Annotated in this window: 12 protein-coding genes; 3 read left to right on the plus strand and 9 right to left on the minus strand. The window is 49.0% G+C overall.

The window, feature by feature from the left end; translation table 11 throughout:
• Positions 1 to 8: 8 nt before the first annotated feature.
• Complete coding sequence (locus CIK88_RS01565; RefSeq protein WP_094434070.1) at positions 9 to 1,316, minus strand: nucleobase:cation symporter-2 family protein; 1,308 nt, start codon at positions 1,314 to 1,316, stop codon at positions 9 to 11.
• A 308-nt stretch (positions 1,317 to 1,624) separates the two neighbouring features.
• Here CIK88_RS01565 and CIK88_RS01570 point away from each other — a divergent pair, with 308 nt between their 5' ends.
• Both CIK88_RS01570 and CIK88_RS01575 read left to right on the plus strand, forming a co-directional pair.
• A complete protein-coding gene (locus CIK88_RS01570; RefSeq protein ID WP_094434071.1) occupies positions 1,625 to 3,190 on the plus strand; it encodes a capsule assembly Wzi family protein in 1,566 nt (521 codons plus the stop codon).
• Positions 3,175 to 3,630, plus strand: coding sequence for a lipocalin-like domain-containing protein (locus CIK88_RS01575; RefSeq protein ID WP_094434072.1), 456 nt, complete (start codon positions 3,175 to 3,177; stop codon positions 3,628 to 3,630). Before CIK88_RS01570 ends, CIK88_RS01575 begins: the two co-directional genes overlap by 16 nt.
• Here the strand turns inward: CIK88_RS01575 and CIK88_RS01580 are convergent.
• The 8 genes from CIK88_RS01580 to CIK88_RS01615 all read right to left on the minus strand — a co-directional run bounded on the left by CIK88_RS01580 (position 3,610) and on the right by CIK88_RS01615 (position 11,664).
• On the minus strand, positions 3,610 to 4,278 hold the full coding sequence (locus CIK88_RS01580; protein WP_094434073.1) for a sugar transferase: 669 nt from the start codon (positions 4,276 to 4,278) through the stop codon (positions 3,610 to 3,612). The genes CIK88_RS01575 and CIK88_RS01580 overlap by 21 nt on opposite strands.
• Before the next feature lie 32 nt (positions 4,279 to 4,310).
• On the minus strand, positions 4,311 to 5,132 hold the full coding sequence (locus CIK88_RS01585; protein WP_371591466.1) for a glycosyltransferase: 822 nt from the start codon (positions 5,130 to 5,132) through the stop codon (positions 4,311 to 4,313).
• A 35-nt stretch (positions 5,133 to 5,167) separates the two neighbouring features.
• Positions 5,168 to 6,046: an alpha-1,2-fucosyltransferase gene (locus CIK88_RS01590; RefSeq protein WP_254046824.1), complete on the minus strand. Its 879-nt coding sequence runs from the start codon at positions 6,044 to 6,046 to the stop codon at positions 5,168 to 5,170.
• Between the two features lie 65 nt (positions 6,047 to 6,111).
• The gene (locus CIK88_RS01595; protein WP_094434074.1) at positions 6,112 to 6,876 is read right to left on the minus strand and encodes a glycosyltransferase; all 765 of its coding nucleotides are present in this window, start codon (positions 6,874 to 6,876) and stop codon (positions 6,112 to 6,114) included.
• A gap of 2 nt (positions 6,877 to 6,878) precedes the next feature.
• The gene (locus CIK88_RS01600; RefSeq protein WP_094434075.1) at positions 6,879 to 7,991 is read right to left on the minus strand and encodes a hypothetical protein; all 1,113 of its coding nucleotides are present in this window, start codon (positions 7,989 to 7,991) and stop codon (positions 6,879 to 6,881) included.
• The gene (locus CIK88_RS01605) at positions 7,988 to 9,277 is read right to left on the minus strand and encodes an oligosaccharide flippase family protein (RefSeq protein WP_094434076.1); all 1,290 of its coding nucleotides are present in this window, start codon (positions 9,275 to 9,277) and stop codon (positions 7,988 to 7,990) included. Before CIK88_RS01605 ends, CIK88_RS01600 begins: the two co-directional genes overlap by 4 nt.
• Positions 9,274 to 10,845: a hypothetical protein gene (locus tag CIK88_RS01610; RefSeq protein ID WP_094434077.1), complete on the minus strand. Its 1,572-nt coding sequence runs from the start codon at positions 10,843 to 10,845 to the stop codon at positions 9,274 to 9,276. Before CIK88_RS01610 ends, CIK88_RS01605 begins: the two co-directional genes overlap by 4 nt.
• 15 nt (positions 10,846 to 10,860) lie before the next feature.
• Positions 10,861 to 11,664: a polysaccharide biosynthesis/export family protein gene (locus CIK88_RS01615; RefSeq protein ID WP_094434078.1), complete on the minus strand. Its 804-nt coding sequence runs from the start codon at positions 11,662 to 11,664 to the stop codon at positions 10,861 to 10,863.
• Between the two features lie 240 nt (positions 11,665 to 11,904).
• Between CIK88_RS01615 and CIK88_RS12525 the strand changes: the two genes are divergently transcribed.
• Positions 11,905 to 12,123: a hypothetical protein gene (locus tag CIK88_RS12525; RefSeq protein ID WP_254046825.1), complete on the plus strand. Its 219-nt coding sequence runs from the start codon at positions 11,905 to 11,907 to the stop codon at positions 12,121 to 12,123.
• Positions 12,124 to 12,249: the final 126 nt, after the last annotated feature.

Raw genomic sequence — 12,249 nt, forward strand, 5'->3', positions numbered from 1 at the left:
TAGGGTGTTTAAGCCTCGGCTTTGTCTTTAGGCAATACGAGATTGAGGATGACTGCCAATAGGAACACCACTGCCACACAGTTGTTGGCGAATACGGTGCGGACAATCTCAGGGAAGATGTTGAACATCTCTGTGGCTTGGGTGAAGCCAAGTCCGACGCTTAGCGACAGACTGACAATGACCATGTTGCGATGAGATGAACCGCAACGGCCCATCATGCCGAAGCCAGCATAGAGGATGCTGCCAAACATCATCAGCGTGCAACCGCCCAAAACACATTGTGGAATCGTGGTTAGTGCATAACCTATCATGGGGAATATTCCACCCAGAATCATGATGAGGGCACCCGTGGCGATGGTAAAACGGTTGACAATGCCCGACATGGCAACCAATCCTACATTCTGTGAGAAAGAGGTGATAGGGGTACAGCCAAACAGTCCCGATACCGAACTGACGAAACCGTCGCAACTGACAGCGGCTCCCATCTCACGCTCGTTGGGGTCGCGTTTCAAAGCACTATTGCAGAGCGCACTCGTGTCACCAATAGTCTCGGTGGCAGATACCAGATAGACGGCAACGATAGACAGAATGGCTCCGATATTGAAGGTTGGGGTGAAAGGCAACAGATGGGGCAATGACAGGATAGGACGACTACCGATGCCACTGAAATCGACCATGCCCATGCACAAGGCAAGGATGTAACCTGCCACAAGACCTACCAAAACAGATAGTGAACGAAGAAAACCTTTTGCAAACACCTGACAGAGCAGACATGTGAGTAGGGTGATGCTGCCCACAATCCAGTTGTTGATACTGCCAAAGTCGGCAGCTCCTTGTCCTCCGGCAAACGAGTTGGCACCAATGGGAAGCAACGAGAATCCAATAGCAGTTACTACCGTTGCTGCCACCACAGGTGGAATCAGTTTAATCCAGTAGCGTGCAAACAGGCCGAGTGTGCCTTCTACCAATCCACCGATAATTACGGCCCCCATCAGTGTACCCATGCCTTGTGTGGCAGCGATGCTGATGGCCAGCGACAAGAAGGTGAATGAAATACCCATGACGACAGGCAACCGTGAACCGATGCGCCATATCGGATAGAGCTGTACCAACGTGCCGATACCGGCAATAATCATACAGTTTTGAATGAGCATACTGCTGGTGACACTATCGATACCGATAGCACCTGCCAGAATCATGATAGGGGTGATGTTGCTGACAAACATGGCCAGTACATGTTGCAGACCGAAGGGTACGGCCTTGCCGACGGGAACACGTCCGTCGAGTTGATAGAGATTACTGATGTCTTGTCCCATATAAAAATGTAATGGATGAGAATTAAAAAATCCTTGCAAAGGTAATTGTTTTTTCGGGAATATCCAAAGAAATACCATTCAAAACCTATTCATATCCATTTCTCATTCCATGCAAGGAGCTGATAGACTTTGATGCCAGCTGAGGACGATGCCTATGACATGTTTTTTGGACTATCTTCTTGTATCTCTTGCAAAATTAGTGTATCTCTGCATCCAGAGATGCTAAGGTACTCACGCTCGGAAGTACAAAAGAAAAAGTGATTTTTCTTTTGTACTTCGCTCGCTTAATCGTATCTTTGTAGCCAGATATGAAATATATTGCAATAGCAACGCTTCTTGCCGTCACATTCAATGCCCATGCCCAACAGCGCGAACCTCTTGCCGACAGTCTTGACTATCGGATGGAACGCCAGAATTCGGCATCGGCGGGTGATCATTCGCCATTATGGCTTCATGCCAATAAGTATGGACTCAGTTCGTTCAAAACTACTAATGGCTTTTGGCGTGCAACCATAGAGCGTCCACTCTCACGTGATGATAGTCGGCGCTGGGGTATTGGTTATGGCCTTGACATGGCTTTAACGGGCAGATATACCAGCCGTTTTGTTGTTCAACAAGCCTATGCTGAGGTGCGCTGGCTCAAGGGTGTGATCACCGTGGGTAGTAAAGAACAACCCATGCAGTTGAAAGATCAGGAACTCAGCAGTGGTTCACAAACTCTGGGTATCAATGCCCGCCCTGTTCCACAAGTGCGACTTTCCTTGCCCGACTATTGGAGCATTCCCGGCACACACCATTGGCTTGCCATAAAAGGACATATTGCCTATGGCAAGACAACCGATGACCATTGGCAGACTGAGTTTACCCAAAGGCAATATAAATACACGCAAAGCACTCTTTATCACAGCAAGGCAGGCTATCTGCGTATTGGAAATGCCAACAAAATCATCGTGTCGCTTGAACTCGGACTGGAGATGGCGGCACAGTTTGGCGGCACCTCATATCTGCGGCAAAGTGATGGCTCGATGAAGGCCTATCACAATCAAGGCGGACTGAAAGGAATGATAAAGGCATTGGTGCCAGGAGGCGGCGATGTGTTGGAAACGGAAAACCGCAATGCTGCAGGCAATACCTTAGGCAGTTGGCTGGCACGTTTCAATTTTGATGCTGACGAATGGGGATTCAGCCTTTATGCCGACCATTTCTTTGAAGACCAGTCGGCGCTGACCCATCTCAGTCCTGATGGATATGGCGAGGGAGACCAATGGAACACGCAGGTGAAACGGCGCTACAATCTCTATGCCTTCAAAGATATGTTGTGGGGCTTTGAACTTCGTATTCCCGACCAACGATGGATGAATAAGATGGTGTTTGAATACCTCTATACTAAGTATCAGAGTGGTGCCATGTATCATGACCACGACCAAACACTGTCAGACCAAATTGCAGGTCTCGACAACTATTACAACCATTACCTCTATACCGGATGGCAACACTGGGGTGAGGTGATGGGCAATCCACTTTATACTTCACCTATTTATAATAGCGACCATCGTATTGCTGTGGAGAACAACCGTACTGTAGCCTGTCATCTTGGTATTGCCGGCGATCCTTCTTCCCGCTTACATTATCGCTTACTGGCTACGTGGCAGAAAGGTTTTGGCACCTATTGGGCACCGTTTCCCGATCCACGGCATAACGTCAGTCTATTGGCAGAAGTCTCTTACCGCTTGCGCGATGGTAAGGAACGATGGACTCGGGGATGGACGCTCAGAGGAGCTCTTGCCATGGACAGCGGAACGTTGCTGGGCGACAACTATGGTGTGCAACTCACTTTGATTAAGAACGGAATACTGAAATGGAGAAAGAGATAATGAAACGGCTGATATTTGTATTGACAATATGTATGGCTTTGGTGGCTTGCGACATCGAGACATCAGGCAATGGCGACCTCGATGGCTTCTGGCAACTGCGCCAAGTAGATACTCTTGCCACAGAAGGCACAACAGACATGCGTCAATCGATGATTTATTGGGCTGTGCAAAACCGCTTGATAGAAGTGCGTTTGTTGGAGAATGAGGAGAGCAACGGCACGGGATATCTGTTTCATTTCGACCGGACAGACGACCAATTGAACCTCTCTGTTCCTTATTTGCATCTGCGCGACGAACCCGATGAGGAAGTGACCGACCTTGAGGTGATGCGTCCTTTCGGATTTGATGCCTTGCAACAGTCGTTTGCCATCAAATGCCTTGATAATGATAAAATGATTCTTGAAACGCAATATTTACGCCTACATTTCCGTAAATATTGATGCCCTGTTGTTTATCGTTTTTGTGACAATCTTATAGAAAGTAATGGATAATATTTTCAAATCTTGCCACCACGAACGGTGTCTCAGATAGTTGAGATCCATCTCCAGGCGGCGAAGCATCTTTTCCATGGTATCAGTATAGCCATTGTAAATGGTGGCATAGGAGGTGATTCCTGGACGTATTTGATATAGAAATTGATAGCGTGAATCTCTTTCCATAATCTGATCAATATAGTAGGGACGTTCAGGACGTGGACCGACAAACGACATTTCTCCTTTCAACACATTCCAGAACTGTGGCAGTTCGTCGAGGTGGTAGCGTCTCATCCATCGTCCGGCTTGAGTCAGTCTGATATCGGTGGCATTGTTGCAGAGCTGAGGACCGCTGTTCTCGGCATTGGTCACCATGGTGCGGAATTTATAGATGTAGAATGGGCGTCCGAAGCGTCCGATGCGTTCCTGCCGATAGATGATGGGACCGTCTTTCCCACGCCGTACTGCCAGATAGCAGGCGAGAAACAAAGGGGAGAAGATGATGATGCACATTCCTGCCATGATGAAGTCGAACCATCGCTTCACTTCTCGTTCAAAAGCATTCATGCCATCGTATATATAGTTGTCTATTTGTTTTGTTTGGGTATTATTCATATGTTATTTTTAACGTAGCAATCTTGGTTTTATTATCTACGTAGTAGGAAAATATAGATGTTTTGTCGCAATTTGTTGGGCAACAGTCTTACAACACACCGCATCAGCATGTTTGTTGTCATCTCTATGGTGCTGATATACTTGAACTGATGAAAGGATCGCAATAGGTTGATTTCCGACTTGGTGTATCGCCAGCCGCCCCGTCTGCCGAAGAAGTCTGTAGAGGTGCGGAAGTGTATGAGCGGCTGTTGCAGGTTGTGAAATCGTGCCCCGTCCATGATGAGTCTTACCCATAGGTCGTAGTCTTCAAACAGATAGATGTCATGGTATCCACCTACACGCATCACCGCTTCGCGGCGGAACATCACCGTAGGATGGTTCATCGGGTTGCGGCGTTTGCCAAACCTCACAATGTCGGCATGGTGCTCGGGCAACCGTCGTATAGAGATGGTCTCTGAGGGAGTGGCGCAAAACTCGTCGGTCCATCCTCCCAACACGTCACAGTCAGGGTGTTCTGCCATGTAGTTGTATTGCAGTTCCAGTCGGTTGGGGTAGCAGATGTCATCGGTATCCATGCGCATCACAAGGTCGTTGTGGCAGTGGCGAAGACCTTCGTTGAGTGCCAGTCCAAGTCCACGGTTTTCCTTGAGTGGCACAAACTGCAGTTCGGGATAATTGTTTCGGTAGCAGTCAATCATCGTGTCCAGCGCTTCTGTCAGCGGGCCATCGCCCACGAGTATTATCTCGCTGGCACGGAAAGTCTGACTGAACACGCTGTCTAAACATTGACGTAGGTATTCTGGCTTTTCCCGATGATAGACGGAGAGCAATATACTGCAGTTTATTTGTTGCATGGCTTGCTTGTTTTAATACATCTGTTCATGCGTTGTTATATGGTTATCCAATGGCTGGGCACAGGAGTGACCGCAGCCTGTCGTCGCCACCAGAGCTTTGGCCCAATGTTGATGGCACCGGTCTGTGTTGCCAACCAAGCGCCCCACCATGAGAACGATGAATTGGCGATGATATGATGTCGGCAGAGGGTCATCAGATGCATGTCCTGTATGCCCTGTTTGCCGTTGTTCCAGTCGGCAAAGATGGCTTCTACATCGTTGAGCAATGGTTGCAGATGGGTTTTACACCATACAATATCATCGGAGAAGATGCAGAACAACTGTGCCTGAGCGTGTTGTCGGATGTAGTGGATGGCTTGGGTGTAATAGTCGGTGGCGGTGAGATCATAAAATAGCTTATCGCCGATATAGTCGGTGCGCCGCACATGGATGCTGACAGCCTCTTCCTTTTCCAACCGTTGTGCCAATGCGGTGTTGGCTTCATCGGCGAAGTCGGGAAAGTGGAATCGTTCTATGAGTATGTCACGGCAGTCGCTGAAATATTCCTCATGTTGCCAGTAACCATCATAATAGGTGTTGCCTTGTCGGCTAATAGCCTCATGGTCGATGGCAAAGTTGTGTGGCTCTACACACATGGTTCTTCGCTTGGGCAACAACCTGCTACCAAACCGCCATGATTGAAAGTTGGGGTAGGGGTAAGCCACGTGGGCTATATTTCCGCATGTTGCCTGTTTGATGTCGATGCCAAACACCTCGTTGAGTTGGTATTTTCGCCTATAGCCATTAAACCCATGCAGGTCTGCCATCACCATTTCATCGGGATGGTGTCGTTGCAAGGCGGTATAGAGGGCATATTGAAACATTTGATTTCCAAGTCCTCCAAGTATCTTGACAATCTTTATCGGTTGTGTCATTATTATGCAAAGGTAATGATAAATCAGTAGAAATGCAAACGATGTTGCGAAATATCTTGGCGCAACTATCTGCCAAATTGTTGCTTGACGGTCATAATCGTCTTCCCGATGGCCAGCATGAGTCGTAGAGAAATGCCCTTGTGCATGGTACCGATGATTTTGGCATCATGCTGCCACGCTTGATAGATATGGATGCTACGGCTAATCTGCCCTTCGTGGTCGTGGGCTGACTCCACGATGAGTGTTGGACAATAGACGATGGCTGACGCGCGAAGCATACGGTAGTACCATTCCACATCGACCAGCCATTGCAACGGCTCATGAAACGCCTGTCGCTTGTCGCATCGAAATGCTACGCAGGCACATGGCCCGATGGCGTTGAGGCCAAATAGCGTGGTGGGGTGGTGCAGCATCCATCGTTTCAATCGTGAAGGAAAGTGTCGCTTCTTTTGTTTCTCTCCTATCATGACGTGCACTTCCGATACGGCAATATCGGCATTGGTCTGTCGCATGACGTGCAGTAACTGGGCGAGATAGTTGTTGCCCACCAAGGCTTCGTCGTGGTGGAGTACAATGCCATATGTGCCCGTAACCTTGCCGAGTCCTTCGTTCCAATTGCCCACCGCCCCCAACTGAGGTCGGTTGTGGTGGTAATTGATTCGATCATCGTGGAGTCCCATGACATACTGTTCGATGCGATTGTCGGTAGAATCGTCGCAGACTATGATTTCCATACTTACCCCTTCTTGGCTGCGCACACTGTCTATAGCACGTTGTGCTAATGCCAGATGGTTGTAGGTTGGGATGATGATAGAGAAGTTGGGAGTCATGATTACGGATGTGATAAGGTTTGATGTTTCTGATTGATGAGATACATGCAGATCAACAATACAGAGAGCGACAATACATTGTCGATACTGCCACCCCAGAAGAGATCGAGTGCCAGTCCGAGAAACAGTCCTAGTTCGGGCGCATAGTGTTTATAGCTACTGTAATGTGAGAAGGTGCGGAATAGTGAAGCGATGAACAAGAACATCAATGGGAGTCCGAAACACAATCCGAAGAGCAGAATGGTCGATTCTGTCACATCGGCTGTTGCCAGCGTTCTGACGCTGAAGCGCGTGTGGCCTGTCACTTGTTGAAACAGAAAACCATTGCCAACCAACGGGCTGTCGTTGAGTCGGTCGATGGTGTGTCCCCATAGTTTATAACGGAAATAATTACTCTCACTACTCATCATTGTCCATCGGGTCAGTACAACCACCATACCTATCGTGGCACATATTCCCGACAGCAGATAGCTTCGATGGCGATAGAGGTGGAAGGTGATGAGCATCAAGACTAACGCCAACGAGATGAAGTAGCGGAGTGACCCTGCCAATAGCAGATTGACCACCATCAGAAAGGCTACAGAATAGCGCAACCTTTTCCGAAGTCCCATCTCGTTGATGAGGAAACATAGTGCCAAAAACGAAATACTACCCGAATAGAGCGAATTACCCTTGATGCCTTGAAAGCGCGGAATCAGTTCTCCGGGACGGATGGTCAGATACACCCATGGCAACTTCACTCCTGCCACCTGCAGTATATTCGCCATGAGATCGGCTGCAAAGATGGCATAAACGGTATATTTCACAGCGGTCAGCAAACGGCTTTTGTCTTTTACTCCCATCAGCATGACGGTGAGGAAATAAAACTGAATCCATCGTGCCAATGGTGCTGTTTCGGTGGGGCGCGCCATCATCATGAAGAGCCCGACAATGAGCGAGGCTGCCGTGAAGCCTGCAAACAAGGGTACACTCTTCACACATGTTGCAAAGGTGTGCTGGGAAAACAACAGCAGTAGCGCCCCTGCTAACAGCGGAACGAAGGCGTAGCCGGCAAACTGGAGCAATACCAGTGCGATGGCAAATAGTGTTATGCCGAGTTCTTCGCGTGTCTTCATAACGGTTGACTGTTGGGAGTGAAACAGATATAAACGCCCATCACGATGGTTTTTAGCAGATACGCCAATAATACTGCCATCGCCAATGCCGACGATCCCCAATGCAGGGGTAACAGCCATAGGGCCAACAGACATGTGGCAACAGCCCATACGACATTGAACAGAAATCCTGTCCACATCTTGCCGATGCTATAAATTGCCATCTCTATCACGTTTGACACACAGGCAAACACCACCGATACGGCGAGCAGTGACAGTGTGACATGGTTGGTGTAGTCTGTGCCATAGAGAGGCATGATGACAGGGGCTACCACAATGATCAGTAATGCCAACAGCGAGGCAATACCTGCGATGAGTTGGATGTGCAGGCGGAGCGTGTGGCTGAAGGTCTGACTCTCTGTCATGCTCGATAGGATGGGGAGGGCTATCTGACTGATAGCACCTGGAACAAACATGATGATGATTTTCCATTGGTCGGCAGCTTCAAATACTGCCAGTTCTGCGTAGCCGTCGTGCCTCACGAGCATGGCGCGGATAGTCCAGAATACGGGAGTGACCATCAGCGCCGATAGTGCTGCTGGCAGACTGTAGGTCAACAGCAGTTGCCAGTCTTTCTTGCGGATAGCCACACCGTGGGTGGCGATGCCTGCGTGTTGCAGGGTGCGCCTCACGGCAAAATGGTAGGCTATATAGAGCACCGCCACACCGAGTCCGAATCCCACAACAGCACCTTCCAATCCATAGATCCAGGCACCGGTGGTCATCAATGTCGCTTCTGCCACGCTGCCCACAAGGGTGCATAGCGCTATGCTGCGAAAGTCTTCCATTCCTGCAAGAATACCGTTGAGCGACCCGTTAAGGGTTGATCCCAACAGCATCAGTCCGCCCAGCATCAATGCTGTTTGCAACTGTGGCGAGTGGAGAATATTGTTTGCCAATAGTCCCGAACAACCTATCATGACCACCATGATTCCCATTCCAAACCATAGGGCGAAGCGGTTGGACATGGCGCAGATGGAAGCTGCCTGTGCGCTGTCAGTATGGCGGTGTTGGGCTATGAAGCGTGTTGCTGTCACTCCGATGCCTGCTGCACCAAACACAATGAACATGCCGATGGTGGAACGCACCATGCCGAGCTCGCCAAACTGGGTTTTGCCCAACAGTCGGGCACAGCCGATGCCTGCCAGCAATACCAGCAGTTTGCCCACAGCCGTCCCGGTAAAGGTCCATAGCGCGCCATTTGCCATGCGTCGTTTGATGTCAGACTTCAATCGTGTGCGGTTCATGCTGTTTTCTCTTCCTCGGTTTCTTCCGTGTCGTTGAGTTGTCGAATATAGAGTACTATCATGGGCAACAGCAGCGCCAAGAGCCATGCTGCTCCAAAGGTCCATAGCTTACGGGGGAAGATGGGGCGCAACTTTCCCATTGGCGGTGTTACCACGCGTATGTTTTTATTGTTGAATGCTCTGTCGATGCCGTTTTCTTCACGCTTCTGCAACAGATAGACGTATAGCGATTCAATCACCTTCTGTTGGCGTTTGGTGGGAAGCATCTTGCTCTTTTTAGTGGGCAGTTCTGCCGCCTTCCCTGTCAGTTCCTGTTCTTTGGCTACCACCCCTTTGAGTTGAATCTCTATTTGCGACAGGGCATGGCTGATTGAAGCGGCAATGGCATTGTGCATGGGCGCAATCTGCGCATCGAGGTCGCGCACCAAGGGATTGCGCTCACTGCTGTTTGCTGCCAGATTCTGCCGTTTCAGCACTAGCGTGTTGTAATTTGCAATCTGTTTGGCAATATTGTCGTTGTCGGGTAGAATGTTGCCTGGCAATACCTGATGGTTGTCTCCTTCCTTGTTCATCAACTGTTGCATGTGTTTCAACACATACCGTTGGTTGCTCAGTTTGAGCATCATCTCATTGATATCGGCAGCAGATATTGCCATTACGTTAGGTGTGGCAGCCCCTATTTCCAACAGGTTGTCGTGTTCGTAGTCGGCGAGTTTGCCATCCAGTTGGCTGAGTGCCTCTTCTATCTCTGTGATGCGCTGATTGATGAAGTTGGTTGAGGCCTGTCGCTCTTCGTCCTTGTCGGCTTGCCACGCTTGAAGATACACCCTTGTCAGCTCGTTGAGTATCAGTTCTGCACGACTGCTGAAAGCGTCATCGTAACTGAGTTGCACTATCGACGTGTTGTTGTTGAGCACATCGCCTTTGATTCGCTTCAAACAGCGTTCTGCCATCTCGTAGGGTGGCTGTTTGGTAATGGTGATGGTGAGTGTCTTTGCCTGGCGCATCAGCGTTTGGAAGGCTGGAGTTGATATTAAGGTGACGGGACCGAGGGGCGTGACACAAACGCTGTTGATGTGTCCGCTTACCTCACCTTTCATCTGTTCTTTGTTTTTCTCGAAATCGGTCAATACCACAGCCCCGTCCTCGTGTAGTGTGGCGCGGAGCCGCAGTTTGTCTGCATCTGTTGCTGCACCAAACTGCGCCTTTATGGGCAGTGTCTCGCCGTAGCGTTCTTCGCGTGTAAACCAGTTGCCTGTGGTGTAGGTCATATCGAGATGGTTGTCTTTCACCACCTTCATCATCAAGGCAGGCGAGAGAAATACTTCCAATTCATTATCCACATTCGATGAGATGTTGAATCCCATATTGGCAAACATGTTCATGCTCGACAGCATACTGCCTGGCGATGTCTCATCTTTCACCATGATGTCGGTGGTGCGACGATATAGTGGTGTGACAACAAGCTGGAACAACACCCCTGTAATGGTCATGGCAATGGTGCTCACGGCAAACCATCGCCAGTGGCTGATGCACATCTGGAGAAAACTCTTCTGAACTTTTTTCATAGTTGTTTTTGAGGATTATCGGGTAATGAGAACAGCGAGCGAAGCCAATATTGAGGCAATAGAAATCCATAGTGACATGGATCGTGTCTCGTTGCCGTTGGTGGTTGATTGTCGAATCTTGGTTGGGTTCGCCTTCACATATATCAGGTCGTTCTGGTGTACATAGTAGGCTTCCGACTCGTGGAGAGCTTTGCCACGGGTGAGGTCTGCCATGAGGGTGGTGTGGCGCTCGCCATCGTTGCGCACCACCACGACACTGTCTCTTCTGCCATATACGGTCAGGTCACCAGCCTTTCCCAGTGCTTCCAGTAGCGTCACTTCATCTTTTTCTATTGCGTATTCGCCAGCATTTTTCACCTCGCCCATCACGGTGTAGCTGAGGTTGCGGAAACCAACGGTAACAGTGGCGTGTTTCAGCAGTCCTTCTTCCTCCAATCGTGTTTTGATGTAGTTCTCAACCTCGCTGCGTCTCATGCCTGCCAGATGAATGGTGCCTAATTGTGGGAAATCTATGTTGCCGTTGGCATCGAGTCTGTAGCCCTCCACATACTGCGACCCTTGTGCATTTCCATTGCTCATAGTGGTAGTCATGCCCTTGTTGAATAGAGCATCCAGTTCCGCACTGTTACTCTTCACGAGGATAGAAATCTCGTCTTTTGGCTGCAGTCGGATATAGCCACTGGCAGGTGTTGTGGTCACACTGCCAGACTGCAAATCTTGCAGATAGTTGTAGTTTTTGGGCGTCACACAGGCGGTCATCACCATTGCCGTTGCCATGGTGCAGATCCATCCGCAAATCATTGTTTTCTGTTGTTTCATATTTATAATAACGACAAATCGCACAAATAATTGTCAAAAGTACAAAGAAAAGTTGAAAATATGAAGATAATGGGGGAGAATTGGAATCATAAACCACAAAACCACCCTGTTTTTGGTTTTTCAAAACTGTTATATTGTTATATTGTAACGCTTGAAAGGGGGCACTTGCAAAAGCGTGTGGATAGCATAGCACAATAAAAGCAAGCAGGTGTACGTTTATAGAGTAAACGTTAGAACAAAATGGAACAGTATAGACTCTTAGCGGAATGCCTGTTGCCAGCCCGCATGCTTGACTGGTTTGACTTGAAGACTGTACGTGTCGAGCAGAAAGGTGACACACAGGTGATTCACCTTTATCTCGATGAGAACGAGCAGAAAGCTGACGACGGAGAAGACCTGCGCCCCAATGGATTTACACGCGAAAGTGTGTTTCACGACTTTCCGATTAGAGGTCAGTAAGTACTGCTTCACGTGCGCCGTCGCAGATGGCTTGATGCAGATGGTCACAACGTGATGACCGAATGCAATCTCATTCAGGAGTCCATCCGCTGCTCAACCGAGTTGGCGGATTTTTTAAAAGAAGCG

The sequence above is a fragment of the Prevotella sp. P5-50 genome, assembly GCF_002251295.1.
Classification (GTDB): domain Bacteria; phylum Bacteroidota; class Bacteroidia; order Bacteroidales; family Bacteroidaceae; genus Prevotella.